The following is a 26674-nucleotide window of genomic DNA, read 5'->3' on the forward strand; positions in this document are numbered from 1 at the left end:
CAGCAGTGTTTTCCGGATCCGTGATCCGCAAGCTCGCGCACAGCGAAGAAGTGTTCGCGGCCAATGAGACCTTTTTCGGGCTGAAGATACACATCACCGGCGACGTCGATATCGACGCAATGGCAGATGCGTTCGACGCGCTTCTGCAGATGTACCCGATCTGGGCCGGCCACCTCGAGCAGGCCGACGACGACCGGCATCAGATTGTCGCCGAAGACGTCATGCATCCGGGGGTGTGGATCGTCGATGAGCACACGTCGGAGGCCGCGATCGCGGGCATGCGCCTGGATCAGAACCAATCCCTGCTGAATCTTCGGTTGCAAATCAGCGGCGAACAAAGCGAACTGACGCTATACGCGCACCACGCGCTGGCCGACGGGCACCACGTCTTCGGTCTGTTCGAAGAGCTGCTGTCCCGCTATACCAACGTGGTGGAAACCGGTCATGCCGGCCCGGTAACCCCGCGACCCGCTCCCGAATCGCTCGAGGCGCTGCTCGAACAGCGCGGCGTGGCCAAGCAGCAGCGTTCGGGACTGGAGCGACTTTTCCCGGCGGCCTTCGCCTACGACCTGCCCATCGTCGAGAAGCCGGTCATCATGACGAATTCCGATCTAATGCAACACATTCCGGTGGCGCGAGTCCGCTTCACCGAGCAGGAGACATCGGCGTTGCTGGAGTTGGGCCGGGACAACCAGCTCAGCCTCAACTCCCTGGTGGCCGCGGCACTGCTGCTGGCCGAATGGGAAATCCGCAACACCCCGCACATCCCGATTCCCTACTTCTATCCGGTTGACCTGCGCTATCACCTCACGCCCCCGGTCGGTGCAACCGATGCCACGATGCCGCTGGGGTTGGCGAGCTATCTGGCCGAAATCGGGGCCGACACCGATCTCGTCGGCTTGGCCGGCGACATCGTGGAGGCGTTTCGCGCCGACCTGTCCGAAGGCCTGATCCAACAGTCGTCGCTGCACTTCAGCTTGCAGTACGAAGGCAGCCTGCCCGGGCTTCCCCCGTTCGTGATGTGCACGGACGTCGGCTCGATCCCCGGCCTGCGCACGCCCGAAGGCATCGAGATCACTGACGTCGGCGGCGAATTCCACTTCGCGGCCCACGCGCCGGTCGACCTCTACAGTTGCTGGACCTTCGCGGGTCAGCTGTACATCGAGCGCCACTCCAACCTGCCGGGCCACGAGGAGTCTCTGAAGCAAGTCCATGCCCTGTTGTGCGCAGCACCCGCCGAGGACAGCTGGATGATGGAGTGACCACCGAGCGTGAGTTCGACATCGTCTTGTACGGGGCCACCGGCTTTTCCGGCAAGCTGACCGCGGAATACCTCGCCCGCTGCCGATCCCCGGCACGCGTCGCCCTGGCCGGCCGCAGCAGTGAACGCCTGCTGGCCGTGCGGCAGACACTGGGGAGGCAGGCAGCGGATTGGCCGGTGATCGTCGCCCATGCCGCGCAACCGTCGACGCTGGCCGCGATGGCGTCGCGAACCCGGGTGGTGCTGACGACCGTCGGGCCCTACGCCCAATACGGCCTGCCACTGGTGGCCGCCTGCGCCGCGGCCGCAACGGACTACGCCGACCTGACCGGCGAGTTGATGTTCGCCCGCGACGCCATCGACCAATACCACAAGCAGGCCGTCGACACCGGTGCCCGGATCGTGCTGTCGTGCGGATTCGACTCGATCCCTTCGGATCTCAACGTCTACCGGCTGTATCGCAAGGCGCGCGAAGACGGGGCCGGGGAGCTCACCGACACGACCATGGTGTTGCGTGCGTTTCGCCAAACCGGGGCCTCCGGCGGAACCCTGGCATCGTATTTCGATGCGATGCGCACAGCGTCTGCCGACGCGCATGCGCGCCGCCTCGTCGAGGATCCTTACACGCTGACCACCGACCGCGGCGCCGAACCCGAACTTGGTCCGCAGCCCGACTTTTCGTGGCATCGGGGCCGCGACATCGCGCCCGAACTGGCCGGGTTCTCGGTTGGAGGGTTCTTTCAAGGTCCTTACAACGACCGAATAGTCCGACGCAGCAATGCATTACAAGAATGGGCGTATGGCCGGCGGTTCCGTTATTCGGAAACGATGAGTCTGGGAAGGTCGCTTGTGGCTCCGGTCGCCGCCAGGACCGTCACGGCTGCCCTGGCGGGCGGCTTCCGCTTGGCGAATCGGCATTCGCACCGATTGCCGCGGCGATGGGTCCAGCGGCTGCTGCCCAAATCGGGCGCCGGTCCGAGTGACGCCTCCCAACAACGTGGTCACTTCACGATGCAGACCTACACCACCACCACGACCGGGGCCCGCTACCTGGCGACGTACGCACAGAACTGCGACGCGTACCACGCGACCTCGGTCATGCTCGGCGAGAGCGGGCTGGCGCTCGCACTCGATCGCGACCGCCTGTCCGGATTATCCGGTGTGCTCACTCCCGCTGCGGCAATGGGCGACGCACTGGTGGCGCGACTGCCGGCCGCCGGGGTGACCCTGACCACCACCCGGCTAGCCTGAACCACCATGGAGCTTCTCGGCGCCGACCCCGTCTTGGCGGTACACGATTTGGCCCAGGCAGCCCAGTGGTTTCGTTCAGTTCTCGGATGCACCACGTCAGAACCCGACCCGGGTAACTGGATATTCTGCACCGCGGGGGCGGTCACGTTCAGACTCGGCCGCTGCCCCGAGGTGGTTCCCGCATCGGAGTTGGGCGATCACAGCTATATCGCCTACTTGCACGTCGACCGGGTGGATGATTACCACGCGCGAGCCGTGTCCTTGAATGCCGAGGTGATCAAGGCACCCACGACCGAACCATGGGGCCGACGAGAGATGGGCTTGAGATCGCCGGAAGGACACCGCTTTATGTTGTCTGGCCCCGGGTAGCCGGCGGTCGTGCCACAGCGATCCGACAGAGCCGCTACGTTTTCTCGGCCACCAGCGTCTCGGCCAGATGGACGCTCAATGCCTGGGCCGTGTTGTGGGTGGCAATGGCCTTCGGCGTCACACGGATACCGATCTCGGCTTCGATGCGAGTCCGCAGCTCCAGATTGCCCAACGAGTCCAGTCCGTGTTCGACGAACGGGCGGTCCGGGTCGACGGTGCGACGCAAGATCAGACCGGTCTGCTCGGTGATCAGACGCCGAAGCCGGGTGGGCCACTCGTCCTGCGGCAGCGATCGAAGTTCGGTGCGCAACGTGGTCTCGCCGGCCTGGTGCGGTCCCGCGTGCCGGAAGGCTTCGGCGAACGGACGGCGCGCCACCAACTCGGCCAGCCACGACGAACCGGTCATCGGGACGTAGCCGGTATAGCCGCGGTTATAGCGCAGCAGCTCGGTGAACGCCTGCGCCCCTTCGTCGGGGGTGATCATCGTGGTACGTCCGCCGTCGGCCAGGTGCTTGGCACGCCCGACCTCGCCCCACGCCCCCCATGCGATAGCCAGCGACGGCAGGCCCTGGCGGCGCCGCCACGACGTGAAGGCATCCACCCAGCTGTTGGCGGCCGCGTAGGCGCCCTGTCCCGGCGTGCCCAATAGGGCTGCCGCGGAGGAGAAACAGCAGAACCAGTCCAGTGGCTGGCCCAGCGTGGCGCGGTGCAGATTCCATGCGCCGTAAACCTTTGGCGCCCAGTCACGGTCGATCACCTCGTCGGTGATGTTGGCCAGCGTGGCGTCCACAACCACCGCCGCGGCATGCAGCACCCCGCGCAGCGCCAGCCCGGTGGCCGTGGCCGCGGCCACCACCCGGGCCGCGGTATCGGCCTCGGCCATGTTGCCGGACTCCACGACGACGTCGACCCCGCCGGCCCGGATCCGATCAATGACCTGGCGCGCCTTGGGAGTTGGATTGGCCCGGGCGGTCAGCACGATCCGGCCGCAGCCTGCCTTGCCCATCTCGGCTGCCAGGAGCAGCCCGAGCCCGCCCAGCCCGCCGGTGATGATGTAGGCACCATCACCGCGGAACACAGTGGCCCGCTCCGGGGGCACCAGCACTGTGCTGTGTCCCTCCCGCGGTACGGACAGCACGAGTTTGCCGTTGTGTTCGGCCGCACCCATCACCCGAATTGCCTTGGCCGCCTGGTCAAGTGGGTACGTTGTGTGCTCAAGCGGCGGCAACTCACCTGCTCCGACGAGCCGGTAGACCGTACGCAGCAGATCCCCGACCTGCCGCGGCTGGCTGGCCGCCATCAGCGCGAGGTCGAGGTAGTGGAATGTGAGGTTGCGGCGGAACGGATATTGGCCCAGCCGGGTATCACCGTAGACGTCGCGCTTTCCGATCTCGACGAACCGTCCACCGATGGCCAGCAGCTCGAAGCCCGCTCGCTGCGCGGCACCGGTGACCGAGTTGAGCACGACGTCGACGCCATACCCGTCGGTGTCGCGGCGAATCAGGTCGGCGAATTCGGTGCTGCGCGAGTCATAAACACCCTCGATGCCCATGTCATGCAGCAGCGCCCGCCGCTGCGGGCTGCCCGCCGTGGCAAAGATCTCCGCCCCGACCGAACGGGCTATCGCGATTGCGGCCCGCCCCACTCCGCCGGTTGCCGAGTGAATCAGCACCCGCTCCCCCGGCTTGAGCCTGGCCAGGTCCTGCAGGCCGTACCAGGCGGTGGCATACGCGGTCGTGGCCGCGACGGCCTGCTCGGCATCCAGACTGGGCGGAAGCGTCACGGCCAGCTTGGCATCGCAGGTGACAAACGTTGCCCAACAGCCATTTTCGGATACACCACCGACCCGGTCACCGACCTGATGGTCGGTGACATCCGGCCCGACCGCGGTCACCACGCCCGCGAAATCCATACCGAGGCACGGTTGACGCCCGTCGACGCTGGGGAATCGGCCCATGGCGATGAGCACATCGGCGAAGTTGAGGCTGGACGCGGTGACCGCGACCTCGATCTGGCCCGGCCCCGGTGCGGTGCGTTCGAACGCAACCAGTTCCAAACCCTCCAGGTCGCCGGGCGTGCGGATCTCCAGGCGCATGCCGTCAAGCTGATGATTCGCGACAGCGGTCTGCCGATCGCTGGGGCGAAGCGGGGCCGACCGCAGCCGCGCGACATACCATTGTCCGGCGCGCCAGGCGGTTTCGTCCTCGTCCGATCCGGCCAGCAGCTGGCGCGCCAACTGCGCGGCGTCGGTTTCCTCGTCGATATCGATCTGGGTCGCCCGCAGTTCGGCGTCTTCGGCGGAAATCACTCGCATCAAGCCGCGCAGGCCCGCCTGGTTCAGGTTGGGCTGGTCGCCGGGCAACACCGTCTGGGCATTGCGGGTCACGACGTACAACCGGGGCGGCTCGTCCTGGCCCTCGTCCAGTGCGCGGGCGATCCGCACCAGAGCCCGCACCTGCTCGCGGCCGCGGGCCGGGGACTTCTCGTCGACGGCGGCGGCCGGCGGTCCGGCCAGCACCACCACACCGGCGACATCGTTGCGCGGTGTGCCGAGCTGTCCAGCGATCTCGCATTGGGCGCCTTGGCTTTTCAGAGCCTCGGCCAGCCGGGCGGCCAGCGGGCCGTCGTCGGCCAGCAGCAGCCAGTTCCCGGCATCAGCGCTCTCGCCGGCGGGCAGCTCGCGGGGCTCCCACTCGATCGCCAACAGACGTTCGGCCAGTACTCGTTGGCGCACAGTACTTTCGGAGACGTCACCGCCCACTCGCAGCCCACGCACGACCAGCAGCACCGTTCCGTTCTCGTCGAATACGTCGAGATCGGCTTCCATCCCGGTCTGGTTGGCCTGGGTCACCCGGCTCAGGCAGTACCGAGCGTCCCGTAGCGATCCGTAACTGCGCAGCCGACGGACCCCCAGTGGCAACAGCAGGGCGCCCTCGGCGATTTCACCGCTGCGCGCATGAGCCGCGATCGACTGGAAGCAGGCATCGAGCAACGCGGGATGCACACGAAACGCGCTGTGCTGCAGGCTAACGTGCTGCGGTGCCGCGACTTCGGCCAGCACGGTGCCGGTCGTTGCACTGCCGGTGCGCACCGCCGTCAGGCCGGCGAACGCGGCGCCGAACCGGACTCCGCGGTTGTCGAACCATTCCCGCAGCGACGTCCCGTCGATCCGGTTCGGATGGGCAGTGAGCAGCGCGGCGACATCGTGTGCGGGCGGCTGGCCCAGCTCGTCGATGGCCTGCAAGGTTGCCACGGCCCGCCGCGTGTACTCGCCCTCCTCATCGGTTTGCACCTCGAAGGACACCACGCCGGGCGACTGGACCGCCGCGTCGGCGCTCAGCGCCGTCTCACCATCGAGCAACAGCATCTGCTCGAACCGGATGTCGCGGACCTCCGACGCGTCGCCCAGCGTCGCGCGCGCCGCCGCGAGCGCCATCTCGCAGTAGGCGGCTCCGGGCAGAGCCGCAACGCCGTGCACTTGGTGGTCTGCCAGCCACGGCTGCGCCGCGGTGCCGACTTCGCCCTGCCAGACATGACGCTCGGGCTCTTCGGGCAGCCGCACGTGTGCACCCAACAGGGGATGCACGGAAACGGTTCGGCCACCGGCTGTCTCGGAGTCGCGGGCCGGCAGCTGCGCACGATGCTCCGCGGCGCCGAGCCAGTGGCGGGTGTGGTGCCACGGCGTCGACGGCAGGGCCGGGTGCGGTTCGGGCGGGTGCGGGGTCTGGGGTGGATGGCCGGTGTGGCTCGCGTTGAGATTGGTGTGGAAAGTGAGGGTGTCGTCGGCGTCACGCTGCAGGGTGCTGACAATCCGGTGGTCCCCGGCGCCAAGGGTGTCGTTGATGGCGTGGGCGAGCAACGGGTGGGGGCTGATCTCGACGAAGGTGGCATGGCTCTGCCCGGCCGCCGCGATGGCCTGGCTGAACCGAACCGGGTTGCGCAGGTTGGCCACCCAGTGGTCGGCATCAAAGCCCGGCGTGTCGTCGCCGGGGCCCCTCGTCGTGCTGATCACCGGGATCGCCGGCGTATCCGGGTCCAAATCGGCTAGTTCAGAACGCAATTCGTCCAGGATCGGCTCGATGATTCGGTGATGAGAGGCCACGTCGACCTCGATGCGCCGGGCCAGCCGGTCGGTGCCGGCCACGACGGCTATCACCGCGTCGACCTGATCGGGCGGGCCGGCGATCACCGTCTGCCTGGGCGAGGCGTACACCGCGAGGCTCACCCGCGGGTAGTCGGCCAGCAGCGCCTCGGTGGCCGCGGCATCGGACTCCACCAGCGCCATCGCCCCCTGACCGGACAGCCGCGACATCAGTCGCGACCGGGTACAGATCACGCGCAATCCGTCGGCAACGCTCAACGCTCCGGCGACCACCGCCGCGGTGACCTCGCCCATCGAATGCCCGATCACCGCGTCCGGCTCGACGCCATAGGAGCGCCACAACGCCGTCAGCGCCAGCTGCACTGCCACCAGCAGCGGCTGAATCCGCTCGATACCGGTAACCGGCTCGCCGCCGGCCAACACCTGCTGCAGCGAAAACCCGGCGTGCGCAACGAATATCGGCTCCAGCTCGGCGACCGCGGCGGCGAACACCGGCTCGTCGGCCAGCAGCCGGCGGCCCATCCCTGCCCACTGCGAGCCCTGCCCGGAATACACGAACACGGTGCCGGGTCGCGACGGTGCGTGGTGCGGGGCCACCACACCGTCAGCCGGCGTGCCGTCGGCCAGCGCGCGCAGTCCGACAATCGCATGCTTGCGATCGCGCGCGCACACGGTGCCGAACACGGGGTGCCGGGACCGGTGGTGGTTGAGCGTGTGCGCGACATCGGGCAATGCCACATCCGCGCCGTCACCGTCCATCCAGTCCGCCAACGCCGACGCCAGCGAACTCACCTGTTCGGTCGTCTTGCCCGACAGCACCAGTGTGCTCACCGCCGGGCCCGGTTGGGAAGCAACGGGATCCGTCTCGGGGGCCTGCTCGATCACCACGTGGGCATTGGTGCCGCCGAAGCCGAAGGACGACACGCCCGCCCGTCGCGGCAGCCCGGTGTCCGGCCAATCAGTAGGTTCGGCAACGACTTTCAGCCGCATCTGGTCGAACGGAATGTGCGGGTTCGGGGTGCGGTAATTGAGGTTCGGCGGGATATGCCCGCGGTGTACCGCCAGCACCGCCTTGATCAGGCCGGCGATTCCCGCCGCGCCCTCTAGGTGACCCATGTTCGATTTGACGGCCCCGATCAGCAGCGGACCGTCTTCGGAGCGCCCGCGGCCCAGCACCGTACCCAGTGCACGCGCCTCGATGGGATCGCCCAAAAGCGTTCCCGTTCCATGGGTTTCGACGTAATCGACCTGATGCGGAGCGACGCCGGCGTTGGCACACGCCGCACGTAGCACCGCCATCTGCGCAGCCGGATTCGGTGCCATCAGCCCATTCGATCGGCCATCCTGATTGACGGCCGATCCACGCAGCACCGCCAGCACCCGATCACCGTCGCGCATAGCGTCGCTGACCCGCTTGAGTATCACCGCGCCGCACCCTTCGCCGCGGACGAATCCATCCGCGTCGGCGTCGAAGGATTTACACTGCCCCGTCGGCGACAGCGCTTCGGCTCCGTCGAAGCTGCGGAAGATGGCCGGCGACAACAGCAGGTTCACTCCCGCGGCGATGGCCAGATCGCAATCCCCGGTGCGCAGGCTCTGACATCCCAGGTGCACGGCCACCAGCGACGACGAACAGGCCGTGTCCACCGACACCGACGGGCCGCGAAGATCCAGAAAATACGACAACCGGTTGGCGATGATGCTCAGCGCGCCGCCGATGTTGCTCCACGCGTCGACACGAGACAGATCGGTCCCGGCCAGGTACCCGTAGTCGGTCGCACACGCACCGGCGAAGACCCCGGTCTGGGAACGACGCAGTGATTCCGCGGGAATCCCGGCGTGCTCCAACGCTTCCCAGGCCACTTCCAGCAACAGCCGCTGCTGCGGGTCCATCGCGGCCGCTTCACGCGGGGAGATCTCGAAGAACTCGGCGTCGAAACCGTCGACGTCGCTCAACACCGAAGCCCACCGGGTGGTGCCGGCCAGCACCTTCGTGATCTCCGGTGAGCCGTCGTCGAACGGCAGCCATCGGTCCGCGGGCACCTCGGTTATCGACGAACGCCCCTCACAAAGGAACCGCCAGTACGCATCGGGTCCTGAAATGTCACCGGGAAAACGACATCCCAGTCCGATCACGGCGATGGGCTCGTCGGCCCAACCACGTTCCGGGTCGGCGGTCAGCTCGGACTCCGACTCGGGTGTGGTCAGGAACCGCACCAATTCGTTGATCGTGGGGTGCTGCCAGAAATCCAGCGGCGAGACCGACCGGCCGACCAATGTCGCCAACTCGCCCGAGAGTACGACCGCATCGCGCGAACCCACTCCCAAGTCGTTGAACGCCACATCGAGGCCGACATCTCCACGATCACAACCGATCTCGCTGACGAGATAGTCGATCAACCAGCGCTCGAGCCCCCCGGCCGCATCAGGACCGGCCGACGTCACGCCGAAACGTCCAAACGTTCGAACTCCTCGAGCCGGTAGGACTCGACACACGTCGACCGTCGCACCTTGCCGCTCGTCGTGAGGGGAAGCGAACCCGGCGCCACCAGCACGAGATCGGCGATACGCACACCGTGCGCACTCGAAATCGCCGCGGCGACATCGCGCCTGATCGAACGGAGCTTCTGTTGAGCATCCTCGTCGGAGCCGGCCTTGCTCTTGACCTCGGCGATGGCGACAAGTTGCTCGGTGGTGTCGTTGGCAACCGAAATCGCCGCCACCCGTCCCTTGGTGATCTGCCCGATCGTCGATTCGATGTCATCCGGGTAGTGATTGCGGCCGTCCACGATCAGCAGATCCTTCAGCCGGCCCATGATGAACAGTTCGCCGTCGGAGATGAACCCCAGGTCGCCGGTCCGCAGCCAGGGGCCCTCGGGTGTGCCCGCGGAGGGCTGGGTGATCCGGGCACCGAATGTACGCTTGCTCCGTTCCGGATTGCGCCAATAGCCGTTGCCGATGTTGCGGCCGTGCGCCCAGATCTCTCCGATGACTCCGGGCGCCGTCTCGGTCCTGGTGTCGGGGTTGACGATTCGCACCAGCGGTGACTTCATGGCGCCGTAACTGATCAGATCGCTGCCGCCCTGCGCCTCGGTGCACGGCGTGGCCCGACCGCCCGACAACTGCTCGTACTGAAAGCGCACGGATTTGGGCGCCTGCCCCGTCTTCGCACTTGCGACGTACAGCGTCGCCTCGGCCAGGCCGTAGGACGGACGGATCGCCGTGTCGGGGAGGCCGTATCGGGAGAACCGCTCCATGAAGCGAGCGATCGAGGCCGGCTGCACCCGTTCACTGCCATTGGCCAGACCCACCACGCCGCTCAGGTCGAGCCCGGCCATGTCGTCGTCCGAGATTCGGCGCACCGCCAGATCGAAGGCGAAGTTCGGTCCGCCGGAGAACGGCCGGGGGTTGCTCGCCAGCAGCCGCATCCAGCGGGCCGGCTCGATCAGGAATGCGATCGGACTGGTCAGCACCGCGGGCAGCCCCCACACGATGGGGTAACAGATTCCCTGGATGAGCCCCATGTCGTGGTAGAAGGGCAGCCACGACACCAGCGTTTCGGGCGGCCCGGAAACGTCGAACAGGCCCGACTCGAGCTGCTGGCAATTCGTCACCACGTTCTCGTGGGTGATCACGACGCCGGCGGGCTGGCCCGTCGACCCCGACGTGTACTGCAAATACGCTTCCTTGGGATGCTCGTATTCGGCCGTCAATTCCCCGGCGGAGTAATAGTCGAGTGAGTCAATTTCAAGGACCGTCGGCGCGGCCGATCCGCCGTGCGACTCCGCATATTTAACGACTCCATCAACGGCGGCGGACGTCGTGATAATGGCGGCGGGAGTGCAATCCTGTAGTGCCGACGAAATGCGGCTGTCGTGGGCGCCGAATTGCGGGACCGACAGCGGAACCGCGATGAAGCCCGCCTCTAGCGCCCCGAGAAAACCGACGACGTAGTCGAGGCTCTGCGGAGCCAATATCGCGACCCGATCCCCGGTCGTTCCGCAGCGCCGCAGTTCCGCGGCAACGGTCAATGCGCGCCGGTGCAGCTGCGACCAGGTCAGGCTTTCTGCGAAGCCTTTCGGATCCACGTCGTAGTCGATGAATGTGAATGCGGTGTCATTAGGCTGCCGGCGAGCATTGTCGCTCAGCACCGCGGGGATGGAGGACTCGATAACGGACATAACGCTACCCTTCTGATTCTTCAAAATATCGGTGCGCATCGCGTCCCCCACGGGATGCCGCGGCCTGGTTTTTCGCGGCACCACCCCATGCCACTAACCGATACGAACTTCTATCTGTGCAGCACCACCCTGGATGAGAAGACTTCATAGGTGAGGCGGGTGTCCGCGGCGGCGACGCCAGTCCGCGAGCGCGTGGCTTGCGCGACCGCGCCGGCTTGCACTCCGACGATCTGCTCCACCCGCTGTTCGACGAAGTGTACCGCCGGGCGGTTCAGCGACGACCCAGTCTGCCCGCGCTTTTCCGGCGCCCGGTGTAGCACCGCCGGCGCGCTGAGCTGACAGGGGCGAGCGCCCGCGGTCATCACCACCTCCACGGCGAGCAACCTACCCGTTCTCTCGCGGCCACGTTGGCGAATCGGCGATATCGTTGACCAGCCAATATCGGCCGGTGATCGGCACGCTGGTCCCACAAATAGCCGCTGCACGGCGCCGGCGCATGCGCGATGATCGACACCGACGAGAGGAAGCGGCCCATGACAGGCAAGGCGCTGGCAGCAATCGAGCACGCCCTGGCGCTGGCCGGGTCGATGACCTGGGAGATCTTATGGGCGCTGATTCTCGGCTTCGTGCTGTCGGCGGTGGTGCAGGCGGTGGTGCGGCGCTCGACGATCGTGGCGCTGCTGGGCGACGATCGTCCGCGCACCCTGGCGATAGCGGCCGGCTTGGGGGCGGCATCGTCGTCGTGCTCGTATGCGGCGGTCGCCCTGGCCCGGTCGTTGTTCCGCAAGGGTGCGCATTTCACCGCGGCCATGGCGTTCGAGATCGGCTCCACCAACCTGGTCGTCGAGTTGGGCATCATCCTGGCGCTGCTGATGGGCTGGCAGTTCACCGCCGCCGAGTTCGTCGGCGGCCCGCTGATGATCATCATCCTGGCTGTCCTGTTCCGGCTGTTCGTCCGGTCCCGCCTCGTCGCCGCCGCGCGCGAGCAGGCCGAGCGCGGCATCGCCGGATCGATGGAAGGACACGCCGCCATGGACATGTCCATCAAGAGGGACGGTTCATTCACCCAGCGCCTGTTTTCCGCGGAAGGCTTCACGTCGGTGTCGCACGTGTTTGTCATGGAATGGCTGGCGATCCTGCGGGACCTGGTGCTGGGTCTGTTGATCGCCGGCGCCATCGCGGCGTGGGTGCCCGAAACCTTCTGGCGAGGTTTCTTCTTGGCCGACGACCCCGGCTGGGCCGCGGTGTGGGGCCCGATCGTCGGGCCGGTCGTGGCGATGGTGTCTTTCGTGTGCTCGATCGGCAACGTGCCGCTGGCCGCGGTGCTGTGGAACGGCGGCATCAGCTTCGGCGGCGTCATCGCCTTCATTTACGCCGACCTGTTGATCCTGCCGATCTTGAACATCTATCGGAAGTACTACGGCACCGCAATGATGCTGACCTTGCTCGGCACCTTCTACGCCTCGATGGTCGGGGCCGGGTATCTCGTCGAATTGCTGTTCGGCACAACGAACCTCATACCGGCCGAGCGTAACGCCACGGTGATGGAAGCGTCGATCTCGTGGAACTACACCAGCTGGCTCAACATCGTCTTTCTCGTCATCGCGGCGGTGCTGATCGTCCGGTTCGTCACGTCCGGGGGAATGCCGATGGTACGGATGATGGGCGGCTCCCCCGAGGCGGCCGACGGTCACCATCACTGACGCGCCAGCGCCGCCGTCCATTGCTCGGTGCTGATCATGTCGCGCCAATTCACGCCAACGGAATCCAGGGCGTCCTCGATGCAGGCCCATACCGACTCCAGGGGCGATGCACCGGGGGCGGCGGCCGCAATGCGGTTCTCCACGGCCGGGTTTGGCGGGTTGGGCGCATCGCTGAACGGAGCGAGTTCGTTGATGGCGTCGATGACGAGACGCCGTCGGTGCGCGTACGGCGATGCACTCAGCTGCTCCGGCATGATCGGCCGGCCGAAGATGTAGTCCTGCGCGGCCTGGCGATACGGCACTTCGAGCTTGTGACGCACCGAATCCTCGGGCAAACCCCCGGCGAAGTACACCGGCACGATCGGCAGTGACATCTCGATCGCCATGTCCAGCAGGGTGGAAGTCAGCCGCTCGACGCGCTGACCGGAGCGGACATGGCGAGTCCCGTCGGCGTGCACCAACGTCGACACGGCGCGGGCGTTGATATCGCGCTTGACTTCCTCGACCAGGTGCAGGAACTGCTGCGGGTTCTGCTGATCGAAGTATCTGATGGTGCGCAGCCGCTTGCCCGCCACAGCGTCGAGCAACCGCAACAGCTCACCGATCCAACGGTTTTCGTGTTTGGCATGCGCGATCGGCACCACCTGCGTGCCGGTCAGCCACGACGCGATCGTGGTGCCCAACAGCGATTCGATCTGCACCTGGTGGTTGCCCAGCAGCAGGGCCGGGCGACCCCGAATCGCCGCCATCGCCGGCGGGTCCACGACGATGACATGCCGGACATAACGTGACAGCAGGGCCCCGTGGAGCACATCTGCGAAACCGTCGCGCTGCATCCCGAGCGTGGCGGCCCACCAGTCGCGCACCGGTCGCCAATCGGTCTGCAACGACGCGCTGGCGCGGCACACCCGCTGGCGCGGTTGCTCGATCTCGATCCGGATGCGCTCCAGCGGCAGCGCCGGGCAGCTCACCTGCCCCTCGGCAACCAGAACCTGGCAGGGGTGTATGGCGTTGTGCGCGGCATCGGCGACCGCTTCCTTGGCGGCAATGTCGACGAGTAGCGAATCCCCTTGACTGTCAGTGCGATACACGGCATGCAGGGTGCCCTTGAACCAGTCCAGCGTTGCCGCGCGGACCGAATCGAGCGTGACCACGCCATCGTCGAGCCGCTCGCTCAGCGACATCGCGGGCACCGCCCGGCGTTCGGCCAGGAACGCGCGGCGCTGCAAGCCCCCGGCCCGGGCGAGCGGTCCCTTGGACAGCAGGATTTCGACGAGCCGGAGGTGGGCCCACGGCTCGCCGCCGGCGCTCAACCACAGATCGATGACCGGCAAGCGGGCGTCGTCGTCGTCGAAACCGACGAATCGGGATTCCACGTCCACGGTGCCCTCGGTGGGGGCGTCGCGAAAGAACCGCGCCCAGACGATCCGGCTCGGAAATGCGACGGTCGGGTCCGCCGCGTCCGCATACGACTCGACCGCACAACTGTCCGTGGTCCATACGCTCATCGCGGCGTGGGGAACGATGTGCAGCGCACCGTCGAGGAGTCCCGGCTGCTGCAGGCCCGCCGGAACCTTGCACCGTTGCACCGCAAGCGTCCCGGACGACCCGTTGCGTCCTATCCGGGCCCCGTCGGTCAGCGTGGCGAATGCGGGGCCGTGGAACACCGCACTGCTGGCATACGGGGTGGCGAAGGGCACCGCTGCGGTCAGCGGGGCCGGAGCTGCCGGTGCACCGGCGTACTGCTCCGCGGTGACGATCGTGGCGTGGGCGTGAGTCTCCCAGCGCGACAACGCCGCTTTCGGGGCGTCTCGCCACACTTCGAGCCGGCCCTCGAAACGTCCGGGTCCGACGGGCTCGACGATGGCCCGCAGCCGCTTGGGTGAATCGACGATGATCCAGCGAAGCACCCGCAAGTCGGTGACCTCGACCACTTTGGCCGTGCCGGCGGCGCGGCTGACCGCCTGCGCCAGCAGATCCAGCACCGACATCATCGGCAGTGACGGAATGACATACGTCGGACAGTGGTCGGTGATCCAGCTGTCGGTGGCGGGATCGATGGTCGTCTCCACCGTCGTGGCCCGCGGCGTCGAAGCCGGCGGGGCCGTGGGCGTGGCGGGCAAGGCGGGTGACGTCGTCGAGCCGAGCTGCGTTTCCGATTGCCCTTGCGGCACACGGCGTGTGATGCGCATGCCGAGGTTGGTCGCGGTGTAGATCCGTTTACCGTCCACCCATAGCGAGGCGTCGGCGACGGCCAGAATGCCCTCGTCGTCGCGGGCGATGCGGGTGATCTCGAGCTCGGAGGAGATCTGCTTGTTCGTCGGCACGATCTGTCCGCGATAGCGCCAGGTGATCGCATCGCCCAGCGCCACCGGCTCGAAACGTGCCGACGGTCCCGCCTCTTTGCCCAGCCCGTGGTCCAGCATCGCGAATTGCAGGAGCTGCAGCATCATTTCGATGCCCAACGAACCGGGCTGCACCGGATCCTGATAGAAGTGGGCCTTGAAATACCATTCCGCCGGGTCGACGTCCTTGACGGCGCGCCACCGGCCGAGGCCGGCCTCACCGTCGGTCAGCCATCGTCCCGTCACGCGGTCGATCATCAACAGCATCGGATCGGCCAACCGCGCTCCGGGGCCGAAGAACTCGTGCGGACGCGCGGAAAGGTCGATGACCGGTGCGTCGCATGGGCGCTGCGCGATGGCGCGCTGCTCGTCGGTAACCGGGAGCCCCACCTGCTGTTGCAACGCTTCGCGACCGAAGTATCCGAACACCGTGTCGAAGGTGTAGACGGACCCCTCGTCGGCGTGAATCTGACCGTCGAAGGTCACGATGATGGTCCCGCCCGCCTGGGCGATGCTCTTCAAACAGACCTTGGTCCGCAGGGTTCCGGTCGACGGTGTCACCTCGCGGTGCTGTCTACCGGTGCCATCGAGGTTGCGGAAGTAAAGATCCTTCTCGCTGTTCAACGGGCAGCCGACGTAGCTGGCCAGCCAGCCGCAGGGCTGCAGGGCGACCTCCATCAGCACCGCGTTGGGCATCGTCGGCGTCCCGTTCACCGCGAAATACCAAGCATCGCTGGGGACTTCGTACTCCACGACGACTTGCGCACCGGCTTTCACAACCCCGATCTCACCGGCCAGCTCGGTGACCCTGGACATGAAGTGGTAAGGCGGGCCGGGCAACCTGGCCACCTTGCGATGGGAGTCGAACTTCTCGAACAGCGGGCCGAACGCCAAAGAAGGCTTGGCGATAGCGCTTGCCAGCATCGCTTGGTAGTCGAACCGGAAGCCGTCGACTTCGGCGACGGGTGCGGGTTCGACGTATCCGACCAACTCCTTGACGCCCAGGTCCATCGGCCAGCCGGGCGACAGCTTCAGACCCATCCGGCGGCAGTGAAACGCCGGCAACCCGTCGACGGTGCACAGCAGGTCGGCGAACAGCGTCGGCTCGGGCCCGGCGAGCACCTCACGTACGAACACCTCGTAGACCAGTTCCCGCGATTGCGGTGTGACCTGCCCTCGGCACGACAACTTGTAGGTCTCGAACGGCACGGGTTCGAAGCGCCAACCGTCGCATTCCAGCGTCATCCCGAGCGCGGTCATGTAGATCGCCATGGTCTGCATGGTCGCTTCGAACATGAGCGTGCCTGGCATACACGGGTCGTTCTTGAAATGTCCTGCGAAGTACCACTTTTCGGGGTCGATGTATGCGACCGCCCGCAGGTAGCCGCGCCCCCACGGGCCACCGGATAGATCCAGCTGGACGACCTCGTCGACGAACAACATGTCGCCGCCGCCGATGCTGGGCGTGCGCGTGTGGCTGGCCGCGCGTTCGAACCCCTGGCCGAATGTGCGCCAAATCTCACCGCCCGACATCGCCTCCAGATCGGCACGGGTCAGCGAGGTCCGCGAGGTTTGCGACGGCGTCGGTTCCATCGGACCGTCGACGGTCTCATCCTCGGGACGCCAGAGGATTCCGCCGGAGGAGGCCAGCTCCTGGTCGGAGAAGAATCCGGCCTGGCCGTTGCGCATCGACATGCGCTCGACACCGTCGATCGTGCAGTCGTAGTGAAAGAAGAAGATACGGATGTCGCCTTGACGGGCGTGGCCGTCGACGTGGATGTCGAACCGTAGCGTGTCCCCGATTTCGGGTAGGCCGCCCAGGTAGGTCACCTCACAGCCCAGCAGGCGGTACACCCGATCACCCTTGTTGGCGAAGTCGGCGCCCATCCATGAGACGAGCATCAGGTCGGCCTGCCCGGCTTCGATCATGACGCCCGCGGGCATCCGGCCCTGATGCAGATACCACGCATCGGAGGTGACATCGGTTTCGGTCCACAGGGTTCCGGTGCCGTTGCGGCCCGGCTCGGCGTCGATGCCCAGGAGGCGATCCGCCAGCAGCAGCGGCGGTTCCGGCATCCGGACCTGACGAAGGTAGTTGTCTTGCGGCGCGAACGCCTGGCCATAGATATCGGAGATCTTCCCCGACGCGTGCACCCGCAGGCCGTCCTTGTCGAGCGCGAGACCGACCGGCGCGCGCTTGGGTGTGGGCACCGGAACATGCTTGTCCGCCGGCCGAACCGGTTGAACCGCTCTGCAGGCACCGGCAAGGGGCAGCTGGTCGACCTCGTTGGGCGCCAATGGTTTCGAGACGACGTCGCCACTGTGCACAGTGGATGTGGCCTCGTTGTGGGCAGAGCCGTTGCGCGCGCTGTCTGCGGTGGCGGGCGGGCGCGTGTCGAAGTCGTAGGCAACCACCAGCGGCTCCGGCGGCGTCCGCGCGGTCAGGGCCGTGCCGAGCGGCACCCGCACCAATGCCTGCTGCGCCTTAGGCAAAGCCGGCGGAACCGGGAGGTGTGTTGCCATGCGCTGCTTCCCTTTGATCAAGCGTGAATCCCGTTCTACGTCAACAACATTTTCCGGTAGCAGAATGTCGGGAAGATGACCGGGAAATCGCAGCCACGTCGACTTCCCCGACCCGGATCCCGTCTCGGTCCGGTGTGCGTCGAGCGCGCCGGCGTCATGCTGGTCGACCGGCGGTGCCACCAGCACGATTTGCTGTTCCTGGCCGGCCAGCGCGTCGAGGGCGATGACGATTTCTCGCCGCTGCGACGACCATTGCGTGCCGTCGGGACGCACGCCGAGAAAGCCGTAGAGCACACCGGCGGCGACGTGCAACAGCCCGGATGCGGCGTGGGCGTGCCCGAGTAGGGGCGAGAGGTCCGTTGCGCCGGGTGCGGTGCCCAACCGAAGGCAATCGCCGTTCGGTCGCCGCCCCGCGGGCACAGTGGCCAGAACCGTGTCGTCATCACGGCGTGCGTCGTCGGCGCGTTTGAGAACCAGCACGACGGCGGCATCACCGGGTATCTGCGCACCGGTTCCCAGCAGCTCCCGGGCCGCCGCTTCGTGCACGGGTTCGCAGCTGAGGTCCACCGCCCCCACCACTGCCGCGTCGATCTCGCCGGCCCGCAGTGCGCGCGCGGCCATCTCCAGTGCCGTGGTGCCGGAAAGCTCCTCGCGAGACACCGTGAAACTCGGTCCGCGCAGGTCGAATTGGCTGTTCAACCGGTTGGCCACAATGTTGGGCATGGCGCCGACCACTCCGGCGGCGGTCCATCCTTGCACCACGGCGTCGCGCGCCGTCGCCAGCAGATCCGGGTCATCGATCTCGCCGGCCAGCCGCCAACGCACCCCGAGTCGGGCCACCTCGGCGTCGCAGCCCATCCCGACGATAACGCTCGTGCTGTCCGGCGGGAGATCCTTGATCAGACCGCCGACATTCATCGCCGCACCGAGAAGGGCGATTTGCTGAGGCAATGTTTGCTTGAGATCGGTTGGGGGGAAACGTGTCTGAGTAAGATCGAGGCAAACCTCAGACATCCGCGCCCGTACCGCACCGCTGTCGTCGCGGTGGACAATCGGCTGGTTCTTCACCAGATGATCAGCTACCGAAAGGGTTTCGTGCCCATCGCCTACGAGCAGTCCCAGCCCGACGATCGCGATGTCAGCGTCGACCGCGGTCGCGGTCACCGGACGTTGCGGACGGGCGAGGTGTTTGTTGGCAGGTTCGACCCATTCTTCGAGCAGCAGATGGGCGTTGTTGCCGCCGAAGCCGAAGTTGTTGATCGCGGCGCGGCGCGGCCCGACACAATGCCAGGTTTCGGCTTCGGTGAGCAGTCGGAACGGCGAGTCGGCGATAAACGGCAGCGGGTCGTCGGCGTGCAGTGTCGGCGGACGTACTCGCGCCCGCATCGCCGCGAGCACCTTGATGGCTCCCGCAGCGCCGGATGCCGTGATGGAGTGGCCGAGATTGGATTTCAGCGATCCGATCGGCACGTTCGTCATTCCGTCGAAAATGCTTGCCATGCTCATCAATTCGGTCAGATCGCCCCGTGCGGTTCCGGTGGCATGGCACTCGATCAGGGAGATGTCTTGCGGCTCAAGCTCGGCCATCTCGTAGGCGAGTCGCATCGCGCGTTCTTGCCCCTGTTGCGAGGGCACCAACAGACCGTGTCCGCGGCCGTCGTTGCTGAGGCCGACCGCCCTGATGACGCCCCATATGGTGTCACCGTCGGCGAGCGCGTCCTCCAGTCTGCGCAGCACCAGAATCGCCGCGCCTTCGGCCGGCACCAGACCGTCGGCGTCCTGATGGAACGGACGCGACCTGCCGGACCGGCTCAGCGCCTGCAGCGCGCTGAAGCCGACGTGTAACAGCAAATCGCTGGCCCCGTTGACGCCGCCGGCCAGCATCACATCCGCGGTGCGGTCGTGCAGCCGGTCGCAGGCGAGCTTGATGGCGTACAGCGATGAAGCGCACGCCGCGTCCAGAGCGGTGGCGCCCCCGGTAAGGCCGAGCGCGTTCGAGACGAGATGAGCGGGCAGGCCGGACATGAACCGGTTACGCCAGTCGATCCTGTGTGCTGCTGCGCGCCAGACTTTTTCGGCCAGGTCCGTCATCGTCTTGGTCGGATAGCTCAAGTTTCCGAGGACCACCCCGGCCGAGCCCGGGACTTCACCGGCACGCCAGCCCGCGCCCACAATGGCCTGCCGGGCCGCCTCGATGGCCCAGAGGTACAGCGGATCGAGACCCTCGAGCGCCTTGGCGTCCAGGAGTAGGTCCCCAGGCGCGTAGGCCTGATCGAAGCCGCGCACATAGCCACCGCGGTCCGACCAGGTGTGGTCCAGGAATGCGGAGTTCTTCGGGTCGCGCAGGATGTGCTCCGCCGATACGCCCCAATAGCCGGGCTGCGCCGAGCCGAGCGCGTCGCGGCCCGCACGCACCGTGTCCCACAACCCGTCGGGACTCAGGCCGCCGGGCAGTACGCAGCCCTGGCCGACGATCGCGATGGGTTCAAATTTCAAGACGATCAGCTGCCGTACGGGTACATCTCAAGCCGTTTGATGCTGGCGACCACGTGATTGTCTGCGTCAACGAGGTCAAGGTCGCAGACGGCCCGGCTGCTGTTCGCCACGCCATTGGACAGCACGCAACGCAACCCAGCACCGAGCGCACCAGCTCGGTAGCGCACGATCTCGCCGACCCGCAGCGGCAGCACCTTGGCCCCGAGCTGTTCAAAGCTCCACACCAGTGCCGCTTGCAGGCAGCCGTCGAGCGCGGCCGGATCGGTCGCCCAGCCTTCGCCCGCCCAACCCGCCACCGTCAGTCCGGACAAGGGGGCCGTGGCGGACGACGTCTGGCAGTCGACGCTTTCGAGGACCTGGAAGGCCGGTCCGTGGAAGAGCGCACCGTTGGTGTAACAGGTATCGCGATTGAGCTGTTTACCGCCGGCCGGCGCGCTGGCGAGGGTCGGTACCGCCGTTGAGCCCCGGCCCAATTCGAGCGTCGCGGAATAGTAGGCGGTCGATCCGGACGCGTCGGACAACGTACACGCCAGCCGGTGTGGGTGACCGTCAATCGACCCGCAACGCACCAGCAGTGCGTCCCCGCGTTGCTCGAACTCGGACAGCGTCACGCCCCGCAGCACCCGCAGGTCGACTACGCGATCCACCCGCTGGCCGGGCCGGCATGCCTGCGCCATCCGCACAAACCATTCCAGCGCCTGGACGATGGGCAGGACCACGTTGCCCTGGATGCGGTGGTCGGCCAGATACGGCTGGCGTGCGGCATGGGCCACCACACGTGCGACCCGGCCCTGCGCGGACACCGGATGGGTTGGCACACCTGCCAATACGCCGTCTCCGAGGATCACCTCCGGACTAGCCGTCTGCGCGTCCAGCACGTCGGAGACGAATGCGTGGGCACCGTCGGCAAGCGGGATCAACGAGATACCCCGGGACTCGAACATCGCCTTGAGACCCGGCGTCACCATACCGGAATCCCAAGGGCCCCAGCCCAATGCGCGAACCAGACAGCCGGGGCCGCGGCGCGCCTGTTCGGCCAGGGCAACCTTGTTGAGGATCTCGTTGGCCATGGCGTAGTCGCTTTGGCCGACGTTGCCGCTGCGCGCTGCCACCGAAGAGAACAGGCACACCAGCTTCAGCGGGTCACCGGCTGTCGCATCGAGCAGGGCACACAGACCGCCGACCTTCGTCTCGAAGACACGGTCGTACCCGTCCAGGGTCTTCTTGCGCAAAGGCGCGTCGGCCAATACACCGGCGCCGTGGACCAACCCGGTGATGGGCCCGAAGTCGGCGCGCACGTTGTCGAGCAGCACACCGAGTTGAGACGCATCGCGCACATCGGCCGTGGCGTAGCGGACCCGGGAGCCGGCGGCGGACAGGGCCGCAAGCGTGGCGCGCACCTCACGATCGGCCAGAATGCGCTGCACCTGCTGTTCCAGCTGTTTGGGCGTGAGCTTAAGTCCTTGTGCCGCAGCGCGAGTCAGCAATGCTCGCTTGAGCTCGGCGTCAGATGTCAGCCCCTGCACGGCGGCTGGTTCGTCGCCGAGTTCGGTGCGCCCGATCAGCACGAAGCTGGCCCGTGTCTGTTCGGCCAGGGCGATCACGGACGCGGCGGTCACACCGCGGCCGCCACCCGACACGACAATGACGTCATGCTGGTCGATGCGACGGGTGTGGGTGGCCACCGGCGCCGGGTCGGCGACCACCGTGACTCGTCCGTGCGTGCTGCCCAGACCGACTTCCAGTTCGGCCCCGCCCGCCAATATCTCGTGCGCGACGTGCTCGGCGATGGCGATCGGGCCAAGCTGTGCGGCCGCGATGTCGATGGCCTTGACTTGTGCTGTTGGCCATTCCTGCGCGGCTGTCTTGGCCAGGGCGCTGATGCCGGCGGCCCATGCGCGCGAGCCCGGCTCGGTGAGCAGACCGAAGGTGCCGCCGGTGTCCGCAACGGTGACGAAGACGCCGCCGTGCTCTTCAAATTGCGCGGCGACGCGTTGGGCATCGGCGAAGACCACGCGGTTAAGCGTCAGCAGGTCCGCCCGGCTGGTTGTCTGCTGCAGCCCGCCGAGGTGGATCACGGCCTCGGCATTGGCGCTCGGTTCGGTCACGGTGGTGGCGCTGATCCCGTGCGTGCGCAGGATGGCGGCCAGGGCCTCACCGACGCCCGATGCAGTAGCGACAATCTCTACGTTGCTGGCGCTGTAGAGGCCCGGCATCGCCATTCCGCTTGCCGGAGCAGCGATTGCGCGCACCGCGTGGCGCGCAATCGCTACTCCGGCTAACTCAAAAGGGAGGCGGTCACCCGCCACGGCGCCGTTGGGGATGGCGGGGGCCGGCGGTGGTGCAGGCATCGGTGGGGCGCCCGTGTGGGCGACGGGGGCCAGCAGCGACTGCAGATAATCCACGATCTCCTGCAACGTCCCCAACGCCCCCATCGCCGCAGTCTCCACATCAGGCAACACCGGAACCCGCTCCTGCACCCCCGACAAAATCTCCACCCGCTTAATCGAATCGATGCCCAAATCCGCCTCCAACGCCATCGACAAATCAAGCATCTCAACGGGATAACCCGTCTTCTCCGCCACCACCGCCAACATCTCACCCACCAAATCCACCCCCGAAGTCGGCGCAGGCACCGCCACCGGAGCCACCGGAGCCACCGGCGCAGGCGCAACAGCCGGAGCCGTCGGGACCGCCGGGGACATCAGCGACTGCAAATAATCCACAATCTCCTGCAACGTCCCCAACGCCCCCATCGCCGCAGTCTCCACATCAGGCAACACCGGAACCCGCTCCTGCACCCCCGACAAAATCTCCACCCGCTTAATCGAATCGATGCCCAAATCCGCCTCCAACGCCATCGACAAATCAAGCATCTCAACGGGATAACCCGTCTTCTCCGCCACCACCGCCAACATCTCACCCACCAAATCCACCCCCGAAGTCGGCGCAGGCACCGCCACCGGAGCCACCACTGGAGCCACCGGAGCGGCCGGGGCCACCACCGGAGTTCCGTTGGCAATGACGGGAATTGGGGCGGGGGGCGCGGCTACCGCTGACGGGGCCACGAGACCTTGCAAAACGCGTTGCAGACTGTCGAAGGCGTCCCGCAGCGTTCCTACCGCTGCGATCATCTCCGTCACCGCTTCGGCACTCAGCACGGGTGCCGCTAAGTGTGCAGAAGCCGCCACCGGCGCAGGAGCCGCCTCCGTCACCGGCGCAGCGATCACGGCAGTCGCGGAGGCACCGAGGTGGGCATGACCATTGCCATTGCTCGCGGCATGACCGTTGAGCGCGGCCGCGGGAGCGGCCGGCATCACCGTCGGGGCAACCGGCGCCGGTGGCGGAACCGCAGACGGCGTGCGGTTGATGTGGACGAAGGGGGTAATGGATTCAGATGGCATGAATGTGGACTCCGATTCGCTCCTGTGCCCGTTGCTGCGGCCACTGCGGTCGAGGATTGTTTCGATATCGGACGGCCGCCGCACCAGCTCGTCGCTGATTGGCGGCCTTCCATAGTTGGAACCATTGATCTTCAGCGTCAGCTTCGGCTTTTCGCGGTTACGCGGATCGTCACCGATGCGATAGTCGGCCCACAGCCCCTCGAAATTCATCGGAACTCCGGCGGCGACGAGTTGGGCCAATCCGATCCACAGCGATCGAATACCGTTGCGGCCCTTGGTATCCAGTGCCACCGCAGAGTGCTCCTCGCCGGCAAGGCACTTGCCGACGAGATTTGTCAGCACGCCGCCGGGGCCGACCTCGACGAAGGTGCGCGCACCGGCGCGCCACATTGCCTGAATCTGCTCGACGAACCGCACCGGCTGAGCGATCTGGTTGGCGAGCGTGGTCCGCATCTGTTGCGCGTCACCGGCATACGGCTGCGCCGTCGCATTGGCGTAGACGGGCACCTCGGGCATGCCGAACGCGACACCGGCCAGGAAGGAACCGAACGGAACCGCAGCCGGGCTGACGATGTCGGAATGGAATGCGGTGGCGACATCCAGACGTCGGGCGTTGATGCCCGCCGCGGCGAACCGCTGCGCCGCGTGGTCGATCGCGGTGCTATTTCCTGACAGCACAGCCTGATTGGGAGCATTGTGGTTCGCGATGACAACCGGGAGCCCCCACTCCCCGATCAGTTGGCGGACCTGCTCGACGGGCGCGGTCACCGCACACATCGCGCCGTCGCTGTTAGTGGCCGCTTCGGCCATCAGCTCACCGCGCTTACGCGCGATCTGCAGCGCCACCTCGCCGCTGAAAACGCCTGCGGCACACAGCGCGGTGACTTCGCCGAAGCTGTGACCACCGACGGCAACGGGTGCGATGCCCAGCGAGTGAATCACCGAGAGCAGACTCAGACTGTGCGCGCCAATGCCCGGTTGTGCCCATTCGGTTTTCGTCAGCTCGGCGGACTGCCGCGCGCGCTCGTCATCGGTGAATGCCGTCTTCGGCCAGACGACGTCGTGCAGATCGCGATCGGCATTCAACCGGTCAGCTCGCGCACACTCCCATGCCGCCAACGCAGGCTCATGGAGCTGCGGCAGGTCGGCGCCCATGCCGACGTACTGGCTGCCCTGGCCCGGGAATAGCAATGCGACGGGCCCGGGTCGCTGCGCCGAGTAGAAGTAGCCTCTCGGCGAAGCGAACGACGACGGGACATCCGCCGCGCCGAGCTTCGCGGCGACTTCGTCGAGCATCGTCTGCAAGGTCTCAACACTGTCGGCGACGACGGCCAGGCGGTGCGGCTGCGCGGCGTTGTACGCGGCTTGCGTGCTGCGCGCGATCCAGCTGAGCATGTCCGGATCCTCGACCAGCGACGCGGACAGTGCAGCCGCTTGCCCGGAGAGCGCCGCCGCGGAAGGCGCGCCGAGCACGACCAGTTCGCAATCCCAGGAGCGGAACCGATATGCACGCTTTCCGGTGCCCGTGTACTCCTCGACGGCGACGTGAAAGTTGGTGCCGCCGAAGCCGAACGAGCTGACCGACGCGCGCCGCGGCACGCCGCTGTCGGCCAGCCATGGCTTGGCCTGGGTGGACAGGTAGAACGGCGACTGTTCGATCGCGAGTGCGGGGTTCGGACGGTCGACCTTGATCGTCGGCGGCAAGGCCTTGTGATGTAGCGCCATCACCACCTTGAACAGCCCACCCGCGCCGGCCGCACCCTTGGTGTGCCCGATCTGGGACTTGACCGAGCCGAGAGCGCACCACTGCCGATCCTCGCGCCCCGACGCGTTGAAGACTTCCCGCAACGCTTCGAACTCGGCGGCGTCCCCGGCTTTGGTCCCGGTGCCGTGCGCTTCGACGAGCCCGACCGTTTCCGGGCCGTAGCCCGCGGCCTCGTAGGCGCGCCGAAGGGCTTTCGCCTGACCCGCGGGGCTGGGTGCGTAGATGCTCTTTGCCCGGCCGTCCGAGGAGGTGCCGATGCCCCGGATCACCGCGTAGATCCGGTCGCCGTCGCGCTCGGCGTCGTCGAGACGCTTAAGCGCGAACATGGACAGCCCTTCGCCCAGCATCGTGCCGTCGGACTGGTCGGAGAAGGGGCGGCAGTCGCCACTGGCCGACAGCGCCGTCACCTTGGCGAAGCACATGTACATGAAGATGTCGTTGAAGGCGTCGACCCCGCCGGCGAGCACCATGTCTGATTCGCGGAGGTACAGCTCGTGCAGCCCGGCTTCGAGTGCCGCCAGCGAGCTGGCACACGCCGCGTCGATCACGCAGTTGGTACCGCCGAGATCGAAGCGGTTCGCGATCCGCCCGGCGATCACGTTGCCGAGCAGCCCGGGGAAGGTGTTCTCCTGCCAGTTCGCGTAGTTCGACGTCACGCGTTCGCTGAACGCCGCCACCTCGGGTTCCGACAGACCGGCAGCGCGCAGTCCTCGCTCCCAGACCGGCCGGTGCAGACGGCCGCTGATGTAGGTGATCAGCTCCGTGCCGCCGGAGGCGCCGAGGATGACGCTGATCCGCTCGCGATCGATGTGAGAAAAATCACCCCCCGCGGCGTCCTCTAAAACTTGTTGCGCGACCCGCAGTGCGAGCAGCTGGGCGGTATCGGTTGCGGGCAAAACATTCGGCGGAATGCCGAAATCCATTGGTGAAAAGTCGACATCGGGCAAGAATCCGCCGCGACGCGCGTATACCTTGTCCGGCATATGCGGATCGGGGTGGTAGTAGTCGTCAATGCGCCAGTGCGACTCGGGGACCTCGGAGAACAGGTCGACGCCGCCGATGATGTTGCGCCAGAAGCGCTCGGCTTCGGGCGACCCGGGAAACAGCGCGCTGACGCCAACAACCGCAACAGGGGGGTGCTTGGATGCCATCGATCACCTTTGCATTGGCTAGACGAGCAACATCGAGTGTTTACTTGCGGCACGCCGAAGATTGATCGTCCGGGTTTTGCTGCATTGACCTGTCCCCCCAGACAGGCCGAGCGCTCGCGGGGA

9 protein-coding genes are annotated in these 26674 nt (G+C 66.7%); 4 read left to right on the forward strand and 5 right to left on the reverse strand.

Annotation, left to right across the window (positions count from 1 at the left end):
* The first annotated feature begins 5 nt into the window (after positions 1 to 5).
* Genes ACAG21_RS22645 through ACAG21_RS22655 form a run of 3 tightly spaced genes read left to right on the forward strand, consistent with a single transcriptional unit; the run spans position 6 to position 2881 of the window.
* Entirely contained in the window at positions 6 to 1262 is a 1257-nt protein-coding gene (locus ACAG21_RS22645; RefSeq protein WP_370498509.1) for an acyltransferase, read from the forward strand.
* The gene (locus ACAG21_RS22650; protein WP_370498510.1) at positions 1259 to 2512 is read left to right on the forward strand and encodes a trans-acting enoyl reductase family protein; all 1254 of its coding nucleotides are present in this window, start codon (positions 1259 to 1261) and stop codon (positions 2510 to 2512) included. Before ACAG21_RS22645 ends, ACAG21_RS22650 begins: the two co-directional genes overlap by 4 nt.
* Before the next feature lie 6 nt (positions 2513 to 2518).
* Positions 2519 to 2881 carry a VOC family protein gene (locus tag ACAG21_RS22655; protein WP_370498511.1) on the forward strand — a complete coding sequence of 121 codons (363 nt, stop codon included), beginning with the start codon at positions 2519 to 2521 and terminating at the stop codon, positions 2879 to 2881.
* Between the two features lie 34 nt (positions 2882 to 2915).
* Here ACAG21_RS22655 and pks2 read toward each other — a convergent pair whose 3' ends face one another.
* From pks2 to ACAG21_RS22670, 3 genes are all read right to left on the reverse strand, one after another.
* A complete protein-coding gene (pks2, locus tag ACAG21_RS22660; RefSeq protein WP_370498512.1) occupies positions 2916 to 9428 on the reverse strand; it encodes a sulfolipid-1 biosynthesis phthioceranic/hydroxyphthioceranic acid synthase in 6513 nt (2170 codons plus the stop codon).
* Positions 9425 to 11164 carry an AMP-binding protein gene (locus ACAG21_RS22665; RefSeq protein WP_370498513.1) on the reverse strand — a complete coding sequence of 580 codons (1740 nt, stop codon included), beginning with the start codon at positions 11162 to 11164 and terminating at the stop codon, positions 9425 to 9427. The genes pks2 and ACAG21_RS22665 overlap by 4 nt, the downstream gene beginning before the upstream one ends.
* Positions 11165 to 11274: 110 nt before the next feature.
* On the reverse strand, positions 11275 to 11526 hold the full coding sequence (locus ACAG21_RS22670) for a hypothetical protein (RefSeq protein WP_370498514.1): 252 nt from the start codon (positions 11524 to 11526) through the stop codon (positions 11275 to 11277).
* Positions 11527 to 11697: 171 nt separating this feature from the next.
* Between ACAG21_RS22670 and ACAG21_RS22675 the strand changes: the two genes are divergently transcribed.
* A complete protein-coding gene (locus ACAG21_RS22675) occupies positions 11698 to 12867 on the forward strand; it encodes a permease (protein ID WP_370498515.1) in 1170 nt (389 codons plus the stop codon).
* On the opposite strand, the gene ACAG21_RS22680 is transcribed toward ACAG21_RS22675, so the two are convergent.
* Together ACAG21_RS22680 and ACAG21_RS22685 are read right to left on the reverse strand one after the other, a co-directional pair.
* Complete coding sequence (locus ACAG21_RS22680) at positions 12861 to 20231, reverse strand: beta-ketoacyl synthase N-terminal-like domain-containing protein (RefSeq protein ID WP_370498516.1); 7371 nt, start codon at positions 20229 to 20231, stop codon at positions 12861 to 12863. The genes ACAG21_RS22675 and ACAG21_RS22680 overlap by 7 nt on opposite strands.
* A 5-nt stretch (positions 20232 to 20236) precedes the next feature.
* Positions 20237 to 26551, reverse strand: coding sequence for an SDR family NAD(P)-dependent oxidoreductase (locus tag ACAG21_RS22685; RefSeq protein WP_370498517.1), 6315 nt, complete (start codon positions 26549 to 26551; stop codon positions 20237 to 20239).
* Positions 26552 to 26674 lie beyond the last annotated feature (123 nt).

Source organism: Mycobacterium sp. pR1184, assembly GCF_041287235.1.
Classification (GTDB): domain Bacteria; phylum Actinomycetota; class Actinomycetes; order Mycobacteriales; family Mycobacteriaceae; genus Mycobacterium.